Consider the following 23,515-nt stretch of genomic DNA (forward strand, 5'->3'; position numbering starts at 1 on the left):
ACTTGTTTCCAAGTATATTGTGTAGTCTGCATGTTTTTGCGTGCTGTTTGGCAAAGCATTTGATAAACACGGATAAAATTATTTAGTAAAAACAGATAAAGTATTCAAGTTATGAAAATGAAAATGAAATTAATGTATGCGGTTGTATTGGCCTTGGTAACTTTCGCCTTTGTTGGATGTTCGAAAGATGATGATAATACCGTTCCGACAAGTGGTAGTATTGATGTTGCTGTAGGTACCTACAAAGGTAAGGTACAAGTTGGGGGAAATGAATTTTTTGATCAAATGGTCGTTGTCTCTAAGGTATCTAATGAACGTGTCAAAGTATCTTTTAGCAATAAATCACTTAATGTAGCAGATAGAGAATTTAATGTATCGAATCAGAGCGGGATGTTTATTCAAGGCGCTGTTGGTGCCACAGGCGGATCATTCCTATTTGATATTAAAGAAAAAAGTTTATTAACTCAATTTACTGTCATGGCAGAAGGTGAACGTTTGGTGACTTTTACTGGTGATAAACAATAAATTTATATTTGTCGAGTTTAAGATAGAAATTAATATCTATTGAATCAGAAAGCCGTTTTGTATGTAATCAAAACGGCTTTCTATTAATCTATAATTTAACTCAACAACGTAAAATCAATCTGCCTTTTATCCAGATCGACTTTCTTCACGCGGATCTGAACCTCATCACCCAACTGAAATTTCTTTTTCTTCCGTTGTCCAATGATTGCATAGTTTTTCTCGTCAAGCACGTAAAAGTCATCGGTAATATCCCGCAAGCGTACCATACCCTCACATTTGTTCTCCTCAATCTCGACATACATACCCCATTCGGTCACGCCCGATACAATACCGGTATATTCGGTGCCAATCTGGTCCTGCAAATATTCCGCTTGTTTGTACTTGATGGATGCGCGCTCGGCCTCAGCCGCTTTTTTCTCCATTTGGGAAGAATGCTCAGCCATCTTTTCATAATGCTCTGCATTGATCTTCGTGCAGCCATCTAAATAAAACTGTAATAGACGGTGTACCATCACATCCGGATAGCGGCGGATAGGAGAGGTGAAGTGTGTGTAATAATCGAATGCCAACCCATAGTGGCTTGTCTTTTTCGTCGTGTAGATCGCCTTGGCCATCGAACGTACGGCAAGCGAAGTCAGCATGTTTTGCTCTTTGCTGCCTTCTATTTTGGTCATCAACGCGTTCAAAGATTTGGCCGTTTCCTTATCGGTCTTGATCGTCAATTTATGGCCAAACCGTGCAGCAAATTGAGAGAAGGTAGTGAGTGTTTCTGGATTAGGTACATCGTGAAAACGGTAAACAAACGTAAGCTTGTTTTTTCCGCGCCCTTGCTTACCGATAAATTCAGCAACCTTACGATTGGCCAATAACATAAAGTCTTCAATCAGCTTATGAGCGTCTTTCCGGACTTTGGTGTATACCCCCGTAGGTTTGCCATTTTCATCCAGCGTGAATTTCACTTCTTCACTTTCAAACGCTATCGCTCCATTTTTAAACTTCCGCTCGCGAAGGATATAAGCGAGTTCATTTAATTTCAGAATCTCCTCGCTGAAATCACCCGATCTCGTCTCGATCACCTCCTGCGCCTCTTCATAGCTAAACCGTCTATCCGAGTGAATCACTGTGCGCCCAAACCATTGATCGTGTACATTAGCTTTTTCATCCAGTTCGAAAACTGCTGAAAAACACAGCTTATCTTCATGTGGACGTAAGGAACATACACCATTGGAGAGGCGCTCTGGAAGCATAGGGATAACGCGGTCTACCAAATAAACCGATGTGCCGCGACTGAAGGCTTCTTTATCTAATTCTGTATCAGGCACCACAAAATGGGAAACATCAGCAATATGAACACCAATCTCATAATTGCCATTCTCCAGTTTCTGAAATGAAATTGCATCATCGAAATCTTTTGCATCTGCCGGGTCAATGGTAAAGGTCGTCACATTTCTAAAATCGCGTCTTTTCGCAACTTCCTCGTTGCTTATTTCTTCCGAAATATTATTGGCTTCGGCTTCCACTTTTTTCGGGAATTCCAATGGAAAACCAAAGTCGGCCAAAATCGCATTCATCTCGGTATTGTTTTCTCCTTTGGTACCCAAAACATGTTTTACAGTCCCCACAGGGTTTTTGCTTCCGCTCGGCCAGTCAATAATCGAAACCACTACTTTTTCTTTATCCTTGGCACCATTCAGGTTATCCAAGGGAATGAAGATGTCGTGCAACATCTTGCGATCGTCCGCAATGAAAAATGCAAAATTATTGGAGATACTGATGGTTCCCGTAAAATCGGTCTTTGCCCTTTGCAGGATTTCAACCACTTCACCTTCTTTTTTACGGCCACCTTTTCGTTTTTCAAAAGTATGTACCTTAACGATATCTCCGTGTAGCGCCTGCCTCAGCTTACGTGGGGCAATATAAATGTCATTTTCAAATTCGTCATCAGGAATGACATAGGCAGAACCATCGGCGGTCATATCGACCTTCCCTGTGACATACACTTTGAGTTGCTTCAGATTAAACTTGCCTCGCTCGACCTCAACAAAAAGTCCATTTCTAACATTATCATGTAAAATATCGGCGATAGCGACTTTAGAGTCGTTATCTGTGAGGTTCAATTTAGAAGACACTTGTTTATAGTTGAGCGGCTTGTTATCTGATTTTTCGAAAATATCGACGATCAGTTGTGTCAAGACCTCTTTATATGGATTTTCTTTTCTTGTTTTCATCCAATTTTTTTCTTAATTATTATTTATTTAGTTGTATCGATCCTCAACAACCTTCGGCTTTCTGCTAGCTGCCTGCGGTAATGGATCGCACAAAGCCAGCTTCTGAAGCGCAGCGTGAGAGTGTCGGATAGCAAGATCGATATTATGACAAGGTACAAAAAAAACAGCAGTTGGCACGACAATAACGAGCTAAACGGAGCATCTTTCGATAGCTGATGTATAGACACTTGAACCGACAAATAGTTTTAGTTTCGTATAGCCTGATTTATTTTTTGCAATGATTGCACACACCAAGCGCATTAACCGCTATGGCTTCGAGACTAAAGCCTTCAGGTATAGATACCTTCGGTAAAGTCATATCTTCCAGACAGTACACAGAATTGCACACCCGGCAAATAAAATGTACGTGTTGGTCGTGGTGATCATGTTCTGAACAGTTTGTCGAACACATGGCATATGTGGCCGTACCATGTAAGTCAAAGATTTTATGGATAATCCCTTTCTCTTCAAAACTGGCCAGTACGCGGTATAATGTAACACGGTCAATATCCTTGCCTAGTAATTTTTCCAGCTCCGGCTGAGAAATCGCCGAATCTTTACGGGAGATAATTTCAAGTACCTTCAACCGTGGCTGGGTAACTTTTAAACTATTTCGTTTGAGAATTTCTGGATATACAGTGTTGGAATCTTCCATGGATTTTTCTTCGTTAAGCCTTAGATCAGATACAAACTAAGAGAAATTTATGGTCATTTACAAGTTTTAAGAACTGTCTGACGAATTTATTCATCGCACTTTCCCCTTTTACCCTTCCCTAGATGAAACAAAAATTAAATCTTTTTCACTAGTCAGCTGAAGCTTTGATAAGACAAAAATACGGAATCTGATGAAATAAAGAAAACCGATAAGTTTAATATTCGTGTCATCTTACTTATCGGTTTTAACGCTATATGGAACTATAGATGCCTTATTTTCCTGCAGCTTTAGCGTGATCAGCTAAAAATGTTGCCAAACCGCTATCTGTCAATGGGTGTTTCAATAGGGAAAGGATCGCCGACAATGGACCTGTCATCACATCAGCGCCAATTTTAGCACATCCTAGAATGTGCGCACTGTGACGTACAGAAGCCGCTAATATTTGCGTTGAATAGTTGTAGTTATCGTAGATCAAACGGATATCTTCAATCAGCGCCAATCCATCTGTAGAGATATCATCCAAACGACCAATGAAAGGAGATACATAGGTTGCACCAGCTTTAGCAGCCAATAACGCCTGACCCGCTGTGAACACTAATGTACAATTTGTTTTAATGCCTTTTTTGCTGAAATATTTAATTGCTTTTACGCCATCTTTGATCATAGGAACTTTAACAACAATCTTATTATCAAGAGCTGCCAACGCTTCTCCTTCTTTGATCATTTCCTCATAAGTAGTAGAAATAACTTCTGCACTTACGTCGCCATCAACGATCGCACAGATCGCTTTATAATGGTTGATTACGTTTTCATCACCGCTAATACCTTCTTTAGCCATTAAACTCGGATTGGTCGTTACACCGTCTAATACGCCTAAATCTTGAGCTTCTTTGATTTGTTCTAGGTTCGCTGTGTCAATAAAAAATTTCATTGTGTATTGTGTTGAATGATAATTATTTGATTATTCTATTGTTGAAAATAACAGTACAAAGTTATCGATTATATTCCACTATTGAAGCATCGATTTTCACCTATTGCATCATAATCTTTGCAAAAAAAGAATCTCTTCGGCTAATTTTTTGTTATACTTTATTATAGTATTATCTTTAACGTATGCAGGTTTTCCGTTCGCTCCAATATAGAAATTTTCGTTTACATGTTATTGGACAGGCAATTTCCCTGATGGGAACATGGATGCAGCGTATCGCTATCAGCTGGTTGGTCTATGAAATTACGGGCTCTGTATTCTGGCTCGGTTTTGTTCAGTTCATCTCCTTATTGCCTTCGCTCATCCTTTCGCCATTTATTGGAAGTTTTGTTGATAAGCACAAAAAGTATAAATTGGTTTTGATGACCCAAATTGGTCTCATGATCCAGGCGGGTATTTTGACTCTGGTGGTGTATCTGAAGTGGGAGAGTGTGCTATGGCTTTCCGCATTGGGACTTATACAAGGGATCATTAACTCCTTTGACGTTTTGGGACGACAGTCCCTTATGATGCATTTGATTGGAGATCGTAAAGATCTGCCGAATGCCATCGCCCTGAACTCAACCATCTTCAATGGCGCACGCATGGTGGGCCCTGCAATAGGGGGGATTTTATTAAGTACTTACGGCGAACTCGCCTGCTTTGCACTTAACTTTATTAGTTTTGTTCCTGTCATTATTACGCTATTGATGATGCGGGTCGACGAAACTCATGCTCAGCTGAGCAAGGGGAGCAATTGGGAAGGCTTGGTCGAAGGTTTTCGCTATCTCAAACGGTCACCACATATCTCTTCGCTGATTATCATCATGACCTTTTCCAGCCTGATTGTCATTCCCTACACGTCGTTGCTACCGGCCATAGCCAAAGAAATGTTTCACGGTGATGAACGCACCTTTTCCTGGTTTGAAAGTGCAGCCGGATTGGGAGCTATGATTGGTGCCTTTAATATGGCTCGCTTAAAATCTGGTACCAATTTGCGGTATCAGGTGATGGGAGCTGCCGCACTGATGGGGATGGCATTGTTGTTTCTGGCGCATTCTAGCATGCTTCAGATGGCACTCGTTTATGTCATGTTGGTGTCTTTTGCCATGATGATGCAAACGTCAAGTATCAATACCTATATTCAGACCCACGCCATACCGATTTATCGTGCCCGCGCGATCTCCTATTACGTGATGGCCTTTCAGGGGATTTTCCCGATCGGCACATTGATGGTCGGTTCTCTGGCCAGCTATTGTGGCCTGAGAATAACATTATATGCGATGGGCGGGCTAGGTATTATGATAGCAGTCGTTTATTACGGTTATCTCCGGTTCCACATCCAAAAACGTTTATTTAAGTTTTAGTTTTCGGGTGCGCAATTTTAGCGTGCGCTTGGCATAATCGATGACAGCACCATAGTCTGCAAAAATATCTCCACCCAATACGCCAATCACAGGATCTAGATGCATTTGTTCGTAGGCATAATTAATGGAACTTAAGTCCAATACCGCAGTATGTAGTTTGTTGATCTCCCATTCGCCAATTTTCAGGCTCGGAATTGCCAGGTTAAAGCTTTCCATTGAATTGGTACCAAGTCCTGTTGATAGTGTTTCAGATGGTTCAAGCTCCAATTGATCCTCTAAAAGATGGCCCAATTGTGTTTTATCAAATACAGTTTTAGAAGCACCTGTATCAATCACCATCTTGAATGAACGACTATAAATTTCTACATCAACCAAAATGTGTGTGCCTTGGCCTTGTAAATCCAATAATTGAAATGGTACTGTTGTCATACCTCCAAACATAGCCAAAAAATCCATCAAAAAAGAAACTTTCCGCCGCTGGAAGCTTAAAATTGAGCTTGATGCTGCATGGTGTATCTGCACTTTTCCGCTTTTCAACGTTTTCAGGTAGGGATGCAGGTTTACTAAAAGCAACGACAATACAAGAAAGATAATAGATCCTAAAGGAGAGGAGACAGCGAAATAGGCTGTTATTTGTGTACAACAGCCTATTACTTTGTTGCCTATAGGGCTTTTATTTCTTTTAATACATTATTCATGTTACGGACTGCTTCCGCGCTTTTGCGAAATTTTTCTTCGTCCTCTTCATCCAAATGAAGTGGTACGATCCGATCCCATCCTTTTTTATTGATGATAACCGGTACGCCAAGCGTAATATCTTCTTGGCCAAATTCACCTTCCAAATAAACGGAAGCAGTAAATAATTTCCCTTGATCACGGACAATGCTTTCAACTACTGCAGCAGTTGCCGCGCCAGGCGCATACCATGCTGATGTTCCGATTAGGCTGGTTAATGTAGCTCCTCCAACCATGGTTTTGTGGACAATTTCATCCTGCTCTTCCACGGTGAGAAAATCCGTCACCGGAATACTGTTCCACGTGGAGTGCTTAATAAGCGGTATCATTGTTGTATCGCCATGACCACCAATGACTATCGCATTGAGATCCGCAGCGGAAGCATTCAGTTTATCACTTAATTGATATTTAAATCGGGCCGAATCCAAGGTCCCACCCATACCGATAATCCTATTTTTGGGTAAACCACTTGCCTTTAAGGCCAGATAGGTCATGGTATCCATCGGATTAGAAACGATGACAATGATAATATCTGGAGAATGTTTTACTAAGTTCTCGACAACAGACTTGACGATATTCGCATTTGTCCCGATTAATTCTTCACGTGTCATTCCAGGTTTACGTGGAATGCCGGACGTAATCACAGCAACAGTAGAACCAGCAGTTGAAAGATAGTCACTCGTTACCCCCTTGATTTTTGATTCAAAACCCAATAAGGCTGCAGTTTGTGCCATATCTTGTGCTTTGCCTTCTGCAAAACCCTCTTTAATATCCAACAATACAATCTCCTCTGCGACATTCCGACGGATTAAATTGTCCGCTGTAGTAGCTCCTACAGCTCCAGCACCAACAATAGTTACTTTCATATGTACTTTATTTGTTTATTTATGCGCTAATTATCCGACTAAGCCCAGGTTGCCTTTGGCAGCTTTATGCCATATAGAATATCCAGCCTATCCTCATCCGTGCGTGTATCTTAATGCTGCATGGATATTTCCTGAACATTTATGTGGATCAAAAAATAATGCTTGAATTTAATCAATTATTGTCAGTAAATCAATGCCGGCCGTGGGAATACTTCGTTTTTTGTCATAAAAAAGGTAACAGGATTTCGTCCTGAGCGAAGAATACCCGATAACATCGTTGCCAGTGTATGACTTAGTTAAAATGACCAAAAAAAGAACAGGTTTGAAATTCATTCAAGCCTGTTGTTATTAGGGCATATGCCGAATCGGTTGCTTAGAACGGATAACCAATGGCTAAGTTGAACATCAAGTTGTCTTTACGCCATTTAGAACTTCCAAAGTCAATATCGCTAAATACCCACCGTTCTCCTTTTGGAAGATAGGGGATACGGAATGGTATGGACATATCGGTACGGACAATCAGGAAAGTGAAGTCGAAGCGTAATCCCGCTCCACCACCAACTGCTAATTCATTTAAAAAATCTTTACTGAATTTGCCGCCGGGCTTGTTCACATCCTCCCGCTGCAACCAGACGTTTCCCGCATCAATAAATGCTGCCCAATGCACAAACCCTGCTAATTTTGCTCTATATTCCGTATTAAGTTCCAATTTAATGTCACCGGTTTGATCCGCAAAGAAAAGTCCATTGCTCAACTTTTCAGGGGCAACAGTTCCTGGACCAATAGCGCGGGCCCCGAAAGCACGGATACTATTAGGCCCCCCCACATAATACTGTTTTAAATAGGGAAGGGAGCGGGAATTGCCATAAGAATAGCTCAAACCCAAACTTACCCGCGAAGCAAGTTGTGCATTTTCCGATAACTTTAAATAATGTCGGCCATCGCCACTGATCTTGATATATTGTGAGAAATAAGCGTCAAACAATTTGAACGTTTTCCCTTTATTAAAATCTGCTCCTTTGATCAGCCCTAGTATGTTTCCCGACAGGTCCAAGTTGCCTTTGAAATAAAACGTATTTTTCAAATGCTGCTTCATGGTGTTTTGAAACGTAAAGTTGTAGTTTGGACCAATGGTAAACTGCGGGTCTATGGCATGTCGCAATGCAGGAATGGTATCCATTTGTTTTTGGTAGTTTTCCGAAATGCCTTTAGGCTGAACATAAGTAATCTCCATTAAAGCGAGATCATGCTGTTTTTCTTCAGATTCTTGCCAGATATAACCGTAATCCAATGCAATCGAATTTAGCGTATAAGCTTTGCGGCGATTTAAAAACTCATAGCGGCCTTTGATATAAGTCTTCGGAATAAAGCGCCGCGACGGCGAAACTCTTCCAAAAGGAGACAATATGCGAGGAAAAGTCAAGGTCGCCTCCATACCGTAGCGGTAATAACTCGAATTGAGGTCGGCCGATCCTCCCGTCTGGGTCTCATAACCGCCGAATACGTTAAAGCTGAGCTGCTCGGCACCTTTGAATGCATTTCGTAAAGTCCAGTTAACATTCACCTCAGTACCGTTGTATACCGAAGCCATTTTGCCTAAAAGCTCCACCCGAAGGGACTTTTTGGGTAATGGGGTCAAGTAATAGTAGACATCCAGTGCGTTGGGCACTTCTTTGCTGTCGACAAAATTGTTCTTTACAAATTTCCAGCTATTGAGGTTTACCAAATGACTGATGGTCTGATTGTGGGCATTACGGTTGTATGTATCGCCCGGTTTAAAGAAGATATGGTTTGCAATAACAGGCTTCCGGTAAAGATGCTGACGGTCTATAAAATAATAGCTGCTATCGTACAGTTCGGCATTCCGTGTAGACCGCTGATAACCGGAGCTTGTTTCCGTATAGTTCGGGAAAATGTAAATTTTATTGATCTTGGATGGGACTTTCGCCTGCGCCGGTGTCTCTTTTTTAACCGTAACATACATATCCACCTTGTTATTCCGGTTCGAACTGTCTACCTGAACCAAGATGTAATCTGGGCTGAAATAATAATAGCCTTTATTTTTAAGATCATTATCGATGCGGTCACGTTCGTTTAAGATAACATCTAAACTGTATTTCTTTCCTACCTGGAGAAGACTTTGATCAGAACTCGAACGAATATCTTTCCCCAACTGACTATTGCTGTCAACATCAAATTTAACAGACTGTATGCGGTAAATCAGGTTGGGCTTGGCGGTATAATTAATCGTTGCTTTTTTGTTTTCTACTAACGTATCGGATCTCACTTCCGCATTAAAGAAACCAAAATTTTCCAGACGATTGCGCAATAGATTTTCATTATATTCTCGATTAACATCCCGCAGCAACACGGGCTCTTCACCAATTTTTTTAAAGAATTTTTTTATGATGTTGTTCCCGGCTGAATCTCCAGCCATATTATTAAAATATAGCTTAAAAGGTACCCCCGCCAGTCGTTTATTCGGTTTGGGCATAAGGGCCTCTTCCAGGCGGGTTGATATCTTTTCCTTGTTTTCCTTAGAAATGGTGTCCGACTCGACGATGACATTCCCCTTCACATATAAGCTTTCTCCTTCTTTCAGATTTTTGGTTGACGAACAGGAGGCGATGAATGCAGCGAATGTTACTATTCCAACACTATACTTTAATCTAACCTGCATGATAACTCCTTTCCTCATCTTCATTTTTTATCGCTGTTGTTTTGATGGTATCTAAATTTGATTTTGGACCATTGCTTTTTGGTGATTTTTTGCTAGAGTCCAATTGCTGTTTACGTTTCTCTTGTTCTCTTTCCTCCATACGTTTTCTGTATGCTGGACTATGTAGCATCAAACTGTCACGGATGACCGTGCGCACGCTATCACGATAGGTTGAGTCGGTTTCCATGCGCTCCACATCGAAACGTTTTCTGAAACCTTTGCTATTCGTATCATAGTACTCTTTGAGTTTTTTTGAACTCATCCAGATTTCCTTAAATCTGTTGTAATCCATATTGATGATAAATCCAATACCTGTTTCTACATATTGGCCCTGCAGTGTAACCTGATATTGATTCTTTCGGTATACCCGTGCAAAATAACGGCCGTCTTGTGAAAGCTGATAATCCAATTGGATATCTCCGGCGATATTATTGGCAGTCTCTCCAGGCCGCGTGTTTCCTTCCACTTCAAAATTGGATCCAATAGTAATTTTTAAACGATCATTTAAGAGCATTTTCGATACACCTATATTCAGATCCGTGCGGGTTTGTCCAGCTCCGGTAGCATAATCCTCTTCTGAAGTTAAATTAAAATCCAGTTCTACTCCTGTAATAAGTTCGGAAGCCAAGCGGTTCAACTGACCACTTAGGAAGGAACTGATACTATTTCTCACAATAGCTTCGGTACCACCGCCACCCGAAAGACTCTCAAATGGATTGGTCGACATAAAGCGCCCCAATACAATAAGTGAAAAGACCTGCTTGTTAAGTTCAGACGGATTTTCACGTAACGTCGTCAATGCATTGTTTACCTTGCTGATTACATCTTGCGAAACAACCGAGTTGTTTTCGTCCAGGTCAATATCAAAATTCAGTTGCGGCTGGAACAATTTGTCTGTAATCTTTAGTAACACATTGAACGGAATACGCTGCTTATACAGATTGGCATTTTCTGAACCGAGTTGCGTCGCTACAAGCTCTAAAGTCGGTGCTTTGGTCGTATAGGCTGCTGTGATATTCAGCTGGGCATCCAAAGGATCCCCGTTCCAGGTGATCGTACTTCCTTTTCGGAACGTAAAATCTTTCTTCACAGGGCCAAAACTAAATGAATAGCTTCCCTTGTCAACGGTAAATGTACCTGACAAGGTAATTTTGCTACTGGCATCGATACCTGCATTCAGCTCGGCTTCTCCCTGTATGTTCAGGGCATCCTGCGAACCGGCATCCAGAAGGATCTTAAATTTAGCATCCTTATCTGTTTGAAGGTTGAGGTCCACATCGATCCCCGTTAAACGGGTGACAGTCATGGAATCTAATTTGGCAAAAACATTCGCTCTTGTTGTATCACTCTTATCAACAAATTCAACAACCCCTTTACGATCGGCCATCCCTGGATCGTCGTTTGGCATGACAAAGGTAAAATCGGTATCATCCAACACTTTGATTGTACCGTCCACGATAGGCTTATCGAGATTTCCGCGAATGCGCAGATTCGAAGTAAGATACATTTTACCATAGAACATGTCATTATCGCTTTGTGTTGAATTGAGCACTTCAAAATTGTCTGTATTGACATTGAGATTAAAATCAAAATCAGTATACGTTGTCGTGGCTATGGATCCCGTCAGCTTGGCAATATTTCCTTTCTTGTCTTCTAATGCAAATTTGGGGAAAGTAATGCCTCTTTCGTCCAAGTGAATCGTTTCATCTTTGGCTTTAAAGAGTGCATTGAGCATGGCAATATTAAATTGTGCATCTTTAAATTTAACATCGCCGTTAATGACCGGTTTAGATGGTGATCCCGTTATTTTCAATTGCCCTTCAAGATTTCCTTTCGAATCTTTAAGATAGCCGAGGCTGAATGCTTGCACGGTCTGCATGGAAAGCGGCGCAATATCTAAGGTGAAATCTAAGCGTGATTCTCCCTGAGGAGGGTTCACAAATTCACCATTTAAAACAACATTGTTGCCATTCTCGCTAATACTAATATTGGCATTGTACGTATTTTCTTTCTCATTGTTAACCTTAATATTGACATTCCCAACGGTATCCTGTCCGATGTAAAATTTATTGATAACAAGATCCGATACAAATACAGGGCTGCTCTCTAGACGGGATATCGTCGCCTGACCATTAATTCCACCCCCGAGCTCTACTGTTTCGCTTTCCAGCATTTTACTTAATGTCTCAATCCGGAAATTCTTAAATGCTATGTTTATCGGTGAATTGAGTACACTATCTTGTGAAGATATACTAAGCTCTTGTCCCTTATTGCTTAAGATAAATTCATTGGCCTGAATCCCAGTACTCCCAAATTTGAGCACATTGTTTGGATTTATTGTCCATTTGTCGTAATTCAGCATTAAGCCATCCTGCAGCAAACTAAAAACAAATGCCCCATTATCAACACGCATATTTGCGCCAAGGTGATACTGTTCTTTCTCTTTCTTATCTTTTATCCAGAGGCCAAAATCCAAATTGTTTTGGATGACTTTGCCACTGAATACGGTATTCACTAGTTCCAAATTGCTTACCTTAATTTTATTGATCAATGCCGAGTAATACAGTGTACTATCGAGGGTATTGATATCTAAGGTAACGTTATTTATTTCAGTGCCATTATAGATTATTTTCGGTGCATCCAGCTTAGCGAGAATCGTTTTTGATTGACTGTTGAACATACCATCCAAAGTGATATCCGACATCGCTGTCAGTTCTGGCAAGAAATCTCTGATGAACTTCGTTCGGGTCAGCTGCGCAGAAAACTCAATATTTTGCGGCTCGTATTTGGGCACTTTAACAGCTTTTCCAGGCTGGTAGTATACCTGTAGGATATCTTGAATAGCACTCTGCAATTCCAGAATTTTATATTTACCAACTAGATGAGCATTTAAAAAGTCAGATCTTAATAGCAATAAATTACGGCTGGTATCGGCTTTTGCTATAAGCGAAATGCTGTCTAAAGAATAATATGCACCACTGTAAAAGATCGAGGAATTTGTAATATGCGCTGCACCATTTAAAAAATTTGGATCGGCTGAACTGAAATTTCCGACGAGTTTACCCTGGTATTTGAACTCATCATCCATCAACTTTAAATTTTTAAGATTAATGGTATCTACCTGAAGTTCAAAATCCACCTGTGGATATTTAGACTTCATATTCGCTGTTGCGTTTAACTTCAATTGAATATTTGGATCAGGGCTAACCACAGCCGCTTTAATATCTCCTTTGTCTGCGGTCAGGTTCATGTCGATATTCTGATACCGATATCCCATGGCGTCCATTCGGTTTACTTTACCATCAAAGTTGGCTACAAGCTTCTTAGGGTCAGTTCCATGTCCTTTAATTTTCCCCTCAAATGAAAGTATACCCAAGGTACTGTCCATTTTCATGATCTTACCAATGTCAAAATCACGGATACTCACATAAGCGTCGTAGGTCGTATCGCGACCGATCATGCCCACTTTACCATTAAACTTAGCCGTTCCCTTTTCTGTTACCAGCGAAAGATTGGTGTTAAAGGCGCTCATTCCACCTTTAAAAGTTCCGGTGAGTCCGATCGTATTGGGCAATTCAATTCCGCTAGGCAGCATTTTTTTTGAAACCAGTTTCTCGATATCCGAGCGTCCGGTAGTCAATTTTTTTAAATTAAGATCTATGGACATTCTATCCACTTCGGGAAGCCCCCTTAAACGTAGGCTTGCAATGACACGTGTATTGGACAGGGTTTGGAAATCAATTGCTGGAATATTCAGATCATTTAATTTCCCCATAACACGTCCATCGATAGCAAATTTTTTGTCCATCAAGGGTTTCATCACCTGTATGGTATCCAAAAAAGGGGCAAAATAGTAAATGTCGCGCATATCGACATGACTCTTTTTGATGGTTGCATTCACGTAGAGGAGTTCCGGTTTTTTGGCGACAATATCCAACGATGGATAGGTTACTTTTACGTAATCCCGTAGGAGAGTACGTGGAGTTTCGGCATACAGATTTTTGATTTCAGCACCAGTGTTTGTGTACGTAAAATCTCCCTTTAATTGTTTGATTACAAAACCCGAGTGATCAGACGTTATGAGTTCGTTCAAGGATCCACTGATTGAGTCGGCACTGTAGTAAAGATCACTTAAGCTTGTTTTCATACCGGGGATCTTAATGTTAAAGTAATCAAAACCCTTCATTCGCACCTGATTGTCATCGCGATAAGCTAAACTTGTATTATTGATCTGAATATCTTTGGCCGATACAATCCAGTTTACTTTGGTCGTATCTGCTGTAGATTTAGCTGAGTTGTTTGCTTTTTTTAGGACCTTTCCAAAGAGCACACTGTTGTCCGAACCATCGAGGCTGATTGTTTGAATATCAACAACTTCTTTGTTGAGGTCGATCTTGTTAATGTCTGCATGAAGATTTTTGACATAAAACTTGGTGTTCAAGAGGCTGGACTGATCTTCATAACGGACTAAGATATTGGTCAAATCCGCAATCTGTATGCCAACATCAGGAAGCAGCGTGGTTGTTTGAGCCGTTTTATCCGTAATGCCAAAGTCCTCAACAGTGGGCGCTGCACCGTCAACGATCGGCCGCCATTGTTTGATGGTAGCACTCAGACCATCAATCTTTACTTTGGGAAGATTGAAAGCCATATTTTTTGTCAGATCAAACTTCTTAATGTTGGTATTTAGGCTGTTGAGATATACATCGGCGCTGGTTCCAATTACATCATCGGCATAGACAATATGAAATTTATCAAATTTTACTTTATCGAGGTTGAATAGGAGTGCTGAACTGCTGTCGGCAGTGGGATTGCTTTCTTTTTGCGATGCAAATGCTTTGACAATATAATCGAAATTGAACGAACTATCAGGTAATGTACGACGAATTTTTGCGGTGATACCCTCTGCTTCTATACTTTGAATTTCAACCGTATTTTTCAGCAGCTTCAGCATATTGATATCTACCGCTATCGATTTTCCAGCAACCAATGTATCCTTGCTTTGGTCCGCTAAATAGATATCCTGTAAAACTAGTTTCTTCGGAAAATCGATATTGATGTAGCCTATTTTAACGGGAGTACCAATTTTGCCTTCAACATATTGAGTGACTTTTCCGGCAATATAATTCTGAACCGACGGTAATCGAATTAAAAATACAATTAGAATAGCAAGCGCAATTATTACTCCAATAATCCACAAAATTGTTTTGAAAGCAACTCGGGTAAATCTGTTCAACGTGTAATTTGATTTAAATATCTACTAATAAACAATTAAAACGGAAAAAAGTTACATCAAATAATTGACCAAACCAGTATAGCCATATAAAGTTTTTAGTTTTTTAATTTTATGTTAATAAAAACATTAAATACCTATCAATTTGTCAAAAAATAGGTATTTAATAGTAATATATGCGCTATGCTGAAAGAGCTTGTTTGTCTAATATTAAGGCAATCATACAAGCAATTTTTTATACTTTCCCCAGTTTTCAAAAACTACCCATAACCAGATGATAAAAAGTACAGCCCAAATAATTAATCCCTGTTGACTATAGAAAATCATATTATGGGTAAAAATACCCATGAGAATTGGAAAGATGACCAATGCACCCAACGTTCTTGTCTTTGGGAAAATGAATAGTAGACCGCCAATGAGCTCAATAATTCCAACCAGTGGCATTAGCCATTTTATAGCATTAAAAGCCTCAAATACTTTTTTCATGTCCATATCCATTGGTGGAGTTGGCATATAATGAAAAAGTTTATCTAGACCCGCATTAATGAATAGCAAAGCAAATAGAATGCAAAGTATATTTTTTAAGATTTTCATAGCAGGCAGTCTGAGTTGATTAATTTACTGTTATTGTGCTTGGTGGATCCGTACTGTTGTCTTCCTTGTCATTTTCGTCCTTCTGGCTATTGCGTTCCACAGTAATGGTGCACTCTGTAAGTAATGCAGCGACAGCTCCGATCGCTGCAAAAACAGGGGCTAAGATCAAACCTATCGCTCCAACAGTCACTGGAAAGCTCATGATCTCCTTCCCATGCTTGTCCGAAATAGTAATTTTGTTTACGTTGCCCTCAGCAATAATTTCTTTGATTTTCTGCAAAAGGTTTTCACCGTTAATCTGAAATGTTTCTTTAAATCCCATAATAGTATAATTTAAGTTCGCTATTATAAAGTTATTCATTTTTTACAGAATTAGGATAAACTTTCCGGTATTGTTCCACTCGAAGTCAATTTTAAACTACCCGGAATCTCTCAGGAGACGACCATACCTTATTCATGAAGCTCTTTTTAGAAAACCCTTGAAATGAAATTTCCGATACTAAAAGGGGAATTGACGGGGGCCTATCTTTAATAAAACATGCATACCTGCTTCAGTCTTCACACGATCATTTGTCGTATATACTTCGGTACTCGTACGGTGTTTCTTCGGTTTTAACCGAAGAAGCACCGTACAAGCACCGAACAAGTACCGAAGAAAAGGCGAATTTGGTGTTAACAAAAAAAGGTCCCGTGCATTACACGGGACCTGATCAGCTGTATTGTTTAGGTGTTATCCTAATGCGATTAAACTTTCTTGCAGGATTTTAATCTTAGCTTCTGCGTCAGCTTTCTTGCTTTTCTCGTTTTCGACAATTTCAGGTTTTGCATTTTGTACAAATCGTTCATTGGAAAGCTTCTTGTCTACCGAAATTAGGAAACCCTTTAAGTATTCCAATTCTTTCTCAATGCGTTCGCGCTCGGCATCCGCATCAACATTGTTTTCCAAAGTCACATAACATTCATCTTTGCCGGCAAGGAAACTGGCTGCACCTGCAATTTTCTCAGAGACAAAAGTCACGTCCTCCAAATTTGCAATCTTAGTGATGATAGCAATGTATTGTTTTAAGTTGACCTCAGATTGCTGATTGATCGCTAATGGCAACGTAATTTTAGGGGAGATACCTTTAGAATTACGGATATTCCGAATCTCAGAAATAATCTGTTGTGCGACAGCGAAATCCTTGATAAGCTGCTCGTCAAAGGCATCTGCCGTCGGATAGGGAGCGACGATAATGCAATCTTTCTCCTCTTTTATTCCGAACAATTCGTCGTGCCATAATTCTTCCGTCAAGAAAGGCATGAAAGGATGCACCAATGTGAGGATACGTTGAAAAAATGATTTTACTGTATCTAAGGTTTCTCTAGAAATAGGTGAGCCGTAAGCCGGTTTCACCAATTCAAGATACCAGGCGCAAAAGTCATCCCATACCAATTTATAGGTTGTCATCAGCGCATCTGATAAACGATAATGCTTAAAGTTTTCTTCGATATCGACCAAAGACTGATTTAATCTTGCCTCAAACCAGGCAGCCGCAATTTTGTCAGATGCGGAAGCTGGTGCTGCGGTGGTTTCCCAGCCTTTCACCAAGCGGAAAGCATTCCATATTTTATTGGCAAAATTACGTCCTTGTACACAGAGTTCAACATCAAAAGGAAGGTCATTACCCGCTGGAGCAGTCAATAACATCCCCATTCTAGTCGCATCGGCACCGTATTCGTTCATCAAATCAATTGGGTCAGGTGAGTTGCCCAGCGATTTGGACATTTTGCGGCCGAGTTTGTCCCGTACAATCCCAGTAAAATAAACATTTTCAAAAGGCAATTGTCCGCGGAATTCATATCCTGAAACGATCATACGTGCTACCCAGAAAAAGATGATATCGGGCGCAGTGACCAAATCTTGGGTTGGGTAATAATAGTTTATTTCTGGATTTTCTGGTTCGTTGATACCATTGAAGACTGAAATTGGCCATAGCCACGCTGAGAACCAGGTGTCAAGGACATCTTCGTCTTGACGGAGATCTTCTGCTTGAAGATTTGCATTGCCCGACTTTTCTTGCGCTAATACAAGTGCTTCTTCAACTGTCTGTGCTACTACAAAGTCTTCGTTGCCATCGCCATAGAAATATGCCGGTATTTGATGGCCCCACCACAATTGTCTTGAAATATTCCAGTCGGTCAAATTCTCCATCCAATTGCGATAAATATTTTTGAATTTTGTCGGATGAAATTTGATGGTATCATCCATGACATTATCCAAAGCCGGTTTTGCAAGGTCTTCCATTTTGAGGAACCACTGATTGGAGATTTTGGGCTCGATCACCGCGCCTGTTCGCTCTGAAGTCCCCACATTATTGGTGTAGTTTTCAACCTGCTCCAACAAACCTTTTTCCTCAAGTTCTTTTTCGATCTCTTTACGGACTTTAAAACGATCCATACCAGCGTAATGCAGACCATTGTCATTTAGTTTTGCTTCGTCGGTAAAGATGTCGACAAATTCCAGGTTGTGCTTTTTACCAAGCGCATAGTCATTTACATCGTGTGCTGGGGTAACTTTAAGGCATCCGGTACCGAACTCCAAATCTACATATTCATCTTCAATGATGTTCACTTTTCTGCCTACAATCGGTACAATGACTTGCTTTCCTTTTAACCAGGTGTAGCGTTCGTCGTTGGGATTGATACAGACCGCTGTGTCACCAAAAATTGTTTCGGGACGGGTCGTTGCAACAACAATGTATTGATCAGTACCATCAACCTGATATTTCAGGTGATATAATTTACCATTTTTCTCTTTATAAATAACTTCTTCGTCAGAAATATTTGTTTTTGCTTCCGGATCCCAATTGACCATGCGGTAGCCCCGATAAATCAATCCTTTGTTATAGAGATCTACAAAGACGCGGATAACAGATTGATACAACTCTGGGTCCATCGTAAAACGCGTGCGATCCCAGTCACAGGAAGCACCAAGTTTTTCCAATTGTTTGAGAATAATACCACCATATTTCTCTTTCCATTCCCAAGCATGCTTTAAGAAATCTTCGCGGGATAACGATCGTTTGTCAATTCCTTGTTCTTTCAACATAGCGACCACCTTGGCTTCAGTAGCGATGGAGGCGTGATCGGTGCCCGGTACCCAACAGGCGTTTTTCCCCTGCATACGTGCTCGGCGAATCAAAACATCTTGAATGGTATTATTTAGCATATGCCCCATGTGCAACACTCCAGTGACGTTTGGAGGAGGCATCACAATCGTGTAAGGTTCACGTTCGTCAGGGGTGGAACGGAAAAATCCGTTCGCTTTCCAATAGCTGTACCACTTTTCTTCAGCTTCTTTTGGATTATAAGTTTTCGCTATGCTCATTTTAAATTTTCTATTCAAACTTTTAAGGAACACAAAAGTAAGTATTTCTATGTTATTTTCCTTAGGTATCAGCTGATCTTGTGCGCAAACAAAAAGAAGCTATCCATCATGTATCGGCAATTCATTCAAACACCATCCTCCTTTAGCAGAAGAGTTTGCTATTGATAGGGTATACTACCTCAAAGGGACTTTATAATTTTTTAATCTTTTATTCATATTACTAAGTAATTAGCCTGTATTTCATGTAAATTAATGTAAATTTGCCTGTTTTATTTTTACGCGAAAGGATGCAACAATTTGCTAAAGAGTTGAGAGCTTTAACACAGTATTTTCTATTCTGGTTAATGATCTGTTTTATAGATAGATTGATTTTTGTTACTGCTTTTTTTGAGAAAATTGGTTTTTCCAATTTTACAGAGGTTTTCAGAATTTACTATCATGGCCTCAATCTGGATTTCTCTGCTGTTTCTTATATATGTGCACTACCGTTCCTTGTGTATTGTATATTAAGTTTTTTTCCAAAGCTCAAACCCAAAAGGCGGTTCTTGGATGTCTATACCATTATTGTGCTGGTTGTTATTTTTTGTGACAAGCTTTATCAATGTCAATATCTACCGGGAATGGGGCGACAAAATCTCCAAGCGTGCGATCGATTCCTTTTTGGCCTCACCTTCAGGAGCTGTAGCTTCGGCAGAAGCCACGCCGGTATTCCTCCCAATCGTCGGCATGGTGATCGGCATATTGTGTGGCTATTTTTTATACCGCTGGATGTTTAAAAAGGTATTCTTTTTCAATATCAAATCTCCGGTTGGTAATATCTTTAAACTGGTCGTCGGAATGTTTGTCCTCTTCACGTTTATTCGAGGTGGTTATGGGCGGGCAACATTAAACCCCAGTAAAGCTTATTATTCGGAAGACACATTTTATAATCATGCGGCAGTCAATACGCAATGGGCTTTTTTACGCGATTTCTTTGCTAAAAATACCAAACTGAAAAACCCATATAATTACTTTAGCGATCAGAAAGAGATCGCAGAGAAACTACGGCCCGCCTTTCAGCATCAGCCCGATTCGGCAGTTCAGGTGCTTTCAACGACTCGTCCGAATGTGGTCTTTATTATGTTAGAAAGTTTTGTCGGCGACCTCATCCAGTCCCTCGGGGGGGAGAAGGGAATTACGCCACACATGGAAGAGTTGATCAAAGGGGGGATTTTGTTTGACCATATTTATTCTGCTGCTGATCGATCTGACAAAGGAATGGTGGCAATATTGAGTGGCTTTCCCGCTCAAGGGCCGGAAAGTATTATTAAATATATTGATAAACATGAAAATATGCCTGCAATTGGGCAAGAGCTCGATCATGCAGGTTACGAAACATCCTTTTACCACGGTGGACAAAGTGAGTTTTACAATTTTAAATCGTATATGCTGACCCATGGGATCGCTAGGGTTGTGGACAATGCTAATTTTGGCTTGGATGCCGAACGTGCCTCGTGGGGGGTATATGACCATGTGGTTTTTAATCGGATGATCAAGGACTTTAAAAAGGAAAAACAGCCTTTCTTTTCGACGATCTTTACCTTGGTCAACCACGAGCCATTCGATTTAAAAAACGGTTATAAGTTTGGCAATGCTACCAATGCAGATAAGTTTAAAAGCACAGCATATTATACGGATTCAGTAGTGTATGACTTTATCTCTAAAGCCAAAAAGGAAGCTTGGTATAAGAATACTCTTTTTGTTATTGTAGCTGATCATGGGCACCGCCTTCCTTCAGAAAAATGGGAGCTATTCCATCCCAATCGTTTTCATATTCCATTGATCTTTTTCGGAGATGTTATCAAGCCCGAGTTTCGGGGGAAAATTTTCAGCAGAATTGGCAATCAGACAGATTTGGCAGCAACGCTATTGACCCAATTGAAACTTCCAACCGAACGTTACCATTGGAGCCGGGATTTATTTAATCCAACCACACCTCAAATTGCCTTTTATAATTCCAAAGATGCCTTTGGAGTGATTACTCCAGAGCAAGCGGTTTCCTTTGATAACGTGGGAAGGATAATCAACTATAGGTCGAACAAGGAATATCCAGTGAGCAAAACAGATAGTTTGTTGAATATCGGTAAAGCGTATTATCAAGACGTATATCGTGAATTTTTAAAATATTAGGACTATGAAATTAAAAGGAGTACTTGCACCGTATTTTGCTGTCGCAATTCGTTTTATCTTTCTTTTGGTCATTTATGCGTTGTTAAGATTGGGGTTTTATGGCATCAATGCCTCCTTATTTCCACACATTGATGCGGGTAAGCTCCTGGTGATGTTTGCCGGGGGTGTGCGTTTCGACATCGTAGCCCTGCTGTATTTGAATATTCTTTATATTGTAATGCTGACTGTTCCGGGACCGTTTAAGGATAACCGGATCTATCAGCAAGTCGCGAAATGGATCTTCGTTGTGGTCAATTCAATAGGAATAGCCTTGAATCTGATTGATTTTGCCTATTATCCCTTTACACTCAAAAGAACTACAGGTACAGTAATCGATCAATTTTCAAATGAGTCAAACTTGGTGAAGCTAGCCTTTGATTTTTGTTTGGACTATTGGTATCTCATCGTACTATTAGCTCTTATCGTGTATGGTCTAATGAGATCCTATCAGTATATTCAGCTGGAAAAGATCACGAATTATAACTGGAAGTCATTTTTGATCCAAGTACCTTTGTTTCTATTGACCGCCTTTCTTTTCATCGGTGGGGTACGTGGGGGCTGGGCCCATAGCACGCGTCCCATTACGTTAAGCAATGCCGGAGATTATGTAGAAACCCCAGAAGAAATGAATATCGTACTGAACACGCCATTTAGTATATTAAAAACATTAAAGGCTGTCAGTCTTAAACCGGTGCATTATTATTCTGACCAAGAGCTTGAGCAGTTATACAATCCCATTCATATACCAAAAGCAGACCAGCCTTTTACAAAGAAAAATGTTGTCGTTCTGATTTTGGAGAGTTTTGCAAAAGAGCATTTTGGTGAATTGAACAAAGATATTCAAGGTGGAAAATACAAAGGTTATACGCCTTTTTTGGATTCATTGATCCGCCATGCGTACACTTTTACAGATACGTATGCCAATGGTCGTAAGTCAATAGATGCATTACCATCCGTGATTACCGGCATTCCTTCGATAGGTGAACCTTTTGTACTTTCCATATATTCGGGAAATGAAACCACGAGCTTAGCAAAGCTGTTGGGTAAGAAGGGGTATGAGACGGCCTTTTTCCACGGCGCACCTAATGGCAGTATGGGGTTTTCGGCTTATATGAAATTGGCCGGCATTCAGCATTATTTTGGTAAGAATGAATATAACAATGATGCGGACTTTGATGGCATATGGGGAATCTGGGATGAACCTTTTTTGCAGTTTGTCGCAAACAAGATCAATACTTTTCATCAGCCATTTTTCGCCAGTTTCTTCTCATTATCCTCCCATCATCCCTTTAAAGTACCCGAAAAATATCAGGGGAAATTTCCCAAAGGACCTTTGCCGGTACAGGAACCCATTGGATATACCGATAATGCACTGCGTGAATTTTTTGCAACAGCATCGAAAATGCCCTGGTACAAGAATACCGTATTTGTTATCTGTGCGGACCATGCTACTGTAAGCTACCTGCCGGAATATCAAACGGCGGCAGGGGGCTTCCAAATCCCTATTATATTTTATGCACCCGGTGATAATCTAGTTGGCAAAGCGGATAAACTGGTACAGCAAATAGATATTATGCCTACTATTTTGAATTATCTGCACTATGATGAGCCTTATTTCGCATTTGGTTCAGATGCCTTCAAACCAGGTAAGGATAATTTTGTGCTCAATAATAATGCAGGGAGCTATAACCTCTATTATAAAGATTATATGATGTCGTATGACGGGCTGAAAGCGACATCGTTTTACGATCTAAAGAAGGATCGGCTCATGAAACAGGATCTGCTGAAACAGCATCCCGCAGTATTGGATACGATGGAGAGCAAGATGAAAGCTTTTATTCAGCAGTATAACAACCGTATGATTGAAAACAAGCTGACGTATAAAAAATAGCATCAATTATTTGCAGGACTTAGATCGGATGCTTCTGTCGGTAATAAATAGAAGGAACTTGGCAAAATCAGGTTCGCAATTAGCAATGCCGAGCGGTATTTGTGACTTCGGGCATTTAGAT

The 23,515-nt window shown here is 40.4% G+C and carries 14 protein-coding genes; 4 read left to right on the forward strand and 10 right to left on the reverse strand.

From position 1 onward, the window contains the following. Positions 1 to 111: 111 nt before the first annotated feature. The gene (locus tag QE382_RS05790; protein ID WP_307185052.1) at positions 112 to 525 is read left to right on the forward strand and encodes a hypothetical protein; all 414 of its coding nucleotides are present in this window, start codon (positions 112 to 114) and stop codon (positions 523 to 525) included. 95 nt (positions 526 to 620) lie between these two features. Here QE382_RS05790 and rnr read toward each other — a convergent pair whose 3' ends face one another. The 3 genes from rnr to fsa form a co-directional block, all read right to left on the reverse strand. Continuing rightward, positions 621 to 2,753 (reverse strand): ribonuclease R, encoded by a 2,133-nt coding sequence (gene rnr, locus QE382_RS05795; RefSeq protein ID WP_307185053.1) that lies wholly within the window; start codon positions 2,751 to 2,753, stop codon positions 621 to 623. A 265-nt stretch (positions 2,754 to 3,018) separates the two neighbouring features. Then, a complete protein-coding gene (locus QE382_RS05800) occupies positions 3,019 to 3,447 on the reverse strand; it encodes a Fur family transcriptional regulator (RefSeq protein WP_209581612.1) in 429 nt (142 codons plus the stop codon). A gap of 271 nt (positions 3,448 to 3,718) precedes the next feature. Continuing rightward, positions 3,719 to 4,378, reverse strand: a complete 660-nt coding sequence (gene fsa, locus QE382_RS05805) for a fructose-6-phosphate aldolase (RefSeq protein WP_307185054.1) — start codon at positions 4,376 to 4,378, stop codon at positions 3,719 to 3,721. A gap of 182 nt (positions 4,379 to 4,560) precedes the next feature. On the opposite strand from fsa, the gene QE382_RS05810 reads away from it, so the two are divergent. Next, complete coding sequence (locus QE382_RS05810) at positions 4,561 to 5,781, forward strand: MFS transporter (protein WP_307185055.1); 1,221 nt, start codon at positions 4,561 to 4,563, stop codon at positions 5,779 to 5,781. On the opposite strand, the gene QE382_RS05815 is transcribed toward QE382_RS05810, so the two are convergent. The 7 genes from QE382_RS05815 to QE382_RS05845 form a co-directional block, all read right to left on the reverse strand. After that, the gene (locus tag QE382_RS05815; protein ID WP_307185056.1) at positions 5,767 to 6,318 is read right to left on the reverse strand and encodes an aspartyl protease family protein; all 552 of its coding nucleotides are present in this window, start codon (positions 6,316 to 6,318) and stop codon (positions 5,767 to 5,769) included. The two genes, QE382_RS05810 and QE382_RS05815, sit on opposite strands and share 15 nt — an antisense overlap. 125 nt (positions 6,319 to 6,443) lie before the next feature. After that, positions 6,444 to 7,382 (reverse strand): malate dehydrogenase, encoded by a 939-nt coding sequence (locus QE382_RS05820; protein WP_307185057.1) that lies wholly within the window; start codon positions 7,380 to 7,382, stop codon positions 6,444 to 6,446. Positions 7,383 to 7,755: 373 nt separating this feature from the next. Continuing rightward, positions 7,756 to 10,086, reverse strand: a complete 2,331-nt coding sequence (gene tamL, locus QE382_RS05825) for a translocation and assembly module lipoprotein TamL (RefSeq protein ID WP_307185058.1) — start codon at positions 10,084 to 10,086, stop codon at positions 7,756 to 7,758. Next, positions 10,052 to 15,337 carry a translocation/assembly module TamB domain-containing protein gene (locus QE382_RS05830; protein ID WP_307185059.1) on the reverse strand — a complete coding sequence of 1,762 codons (5,286 nt, stop codon included), beginning with the start codon at positions 15,335 to 15,337 and terminating at the stop codon, positions 10,052 to 10,054. The genes tamL and QE382_RS05830 overlap by 35 nt, the downstream gene beginning before the upstream one ends. 216 nt (positions 15,338 to 15,553) lie before the next feature. Continuing rightward, positions 15,554 to 15,928 (reverse strand): MauE/DoxX family redox-associated membrane protein, encoded by a 375-nt coding sequence (locus QE382_RS05835; RefSeq protein WP_307185060.1) that lies wholly within the window; start codon positions 15,926 to 15,928, stop codon positions 15,554 to 15,556. A gap of 19 nt (positions 15,929 to 15,947) precedes the next feature. Continuing rightward, on the reverse strand, positions 15,948 to 16,250 hold the full coding sequence (locus QE382_RS05840; protein WP_307185061.1) for a DUF4342 domain-containing protein: 303 nt from the start codon (positions 16,248 to 16,250) through the stop codon (positions 15,948 to 15,950). 408 nt (positions 16,251 to 16,658) lie between these two features. Beyond that, positions 16,659 to 19,295 (reverse strand): valine--tRNA ligase, encoded by a 2,637-nt coding sequence (locus QE382_RS05845; protein ID WP_307185063.1) that lies wholly within the window; start codon positions 19,293 to 19,295, stop codon positions 16,659 to 16,661. 549 nt (positions 19,296 to 19,844) lie between these two features. Between QE382_RS05845 and QE382_RS05850 the strand changes: the two genes are divergently transcribed. Next, on the forward strand, positions 19,845 to 21,464 hold the full coding sequence (locus QE382_RS05850) for an LTA synthase family protein (RefSeq protein ID WP_307185064.1): 1,620 nt from the start codon (positions 19,845 to 19,847) through the stop codon (positions 21,462 to 21,464). A gap of 4 nt (positions 21,465 to 21,468) precedes the next feature. Then, the gene (locus tag QE382_RS05855; RefSeq protein ID WP_307185065.1) at positions 21,469 to 23,394 is read left to right on the forward strand and encodes an LTA synthase family protein; all 1,926 of its coding nucleotides are present in this window, start codon (positions 21,469 to 21,471) and stop codon (positions 23,392 to 23,394) included. Positions 23,395 to 23,515: the final 121 nt, after the last annotated feature.

Source organism: Sphingobacterium zeae, from assembly GCF_030818895.1.
GTDB classification, from domain to species: Bacteria; Bacteroidota; Bacteroidia; order Sphingobacteriales; family Sphingobacteriaceae; genus Sphingobacterium; species Sphingobacterium zeae.

What these genes read in the sequence shown, in the direction of transcription:
- QE382_RS05790 (WP_307185052.1), top strand. Translation starts at nt 112, where the DNA reads ATGAAAATGAAAATGAAATTAATGTATGCGGTTGTATTGGCCTTGGTA.
- rnr (WP_307185053.1), bottom strand. Translation starts at nt 2,753, where the DNA reads ATGAAAACAAGAAAAGAAAATCCATATAAAGAGGTCTTGACACAACTG.
- QE382_RS05800 (WP_209581612.1), bottom strand. Translation starts at nt 3,447, where the DNA reads ATGGAAGATTCCAACACTGTATATCCAGAAATTCTCAAACGAAATAGT.
- fsa (WP_307185054.1), bottom strand. Translation starts at nt 4,378, where the DNA reads ATGAAATTTTTTATTGACACAGCGAACCTAGAACAAATCAAAGAAGCT.
- QE382_RS05810 (WP_307185055.1), top strand. Translation starts at nt 4,561, where the DNA reads ATGCAGGTTTTCCGTTCGCTCCAATATAGAAATTTTCGTTTACATGTT.
- QE382_RS05820 (WP_307185057.1), bottom strand. Translation starts at nt 7,382, where the DNA reads ATGAAAGTAACTATTGTTGGTGCTGGAGCTGTAGGAGCTACTACAGCG.
- tamL (WP_307185058.1), bottom strand. Translation starts at nt 10,086, where the DNA reads ATGAAGATGAGGAAAGGAGTTATCATGCAGGTTAGATTAAAGTATAGT.
- QE382_RS05835 (WP_307185060.1), bottom strand. Translation starts at nt 15,928, where the DNA reads ATGAAAATCTTAAAAAATATACTTTGCATTCTATTTGCTTTGCTATTC.
- QE382_RS05840 (WP_307185061.1), bottom strand. Translation starts at nt 16,250, where the DNA reads ATGGGATTTAAAGAAACATTTCAGATTAACGGTGAAAACCTTTTGCAG.
- QE382_RS05845 (WP_307185063.1), bottom strand. Translation starts at nt 19,295, where the DNA reads ATGAGCATAGCGAAAACTTATAATCCAAAAGAAGCTGAAGAAAAGTGG.
- QE382_RS05850 (WP_307185064.1), top strand. Translation starts at nt 19,845, where the DNA reads ATGTCTATACCATTATTGTGCTGGTTGTTATTTTTTGTGACAAGCTTT.
- QE382_RS05855 (WP_307185065.1), top strand. Translation starts at nt 21,469, where the DNA reads ATGAAATTAAAAGGAGTACTTGCACCGTATTTTGCTGTCGCAATTCGT.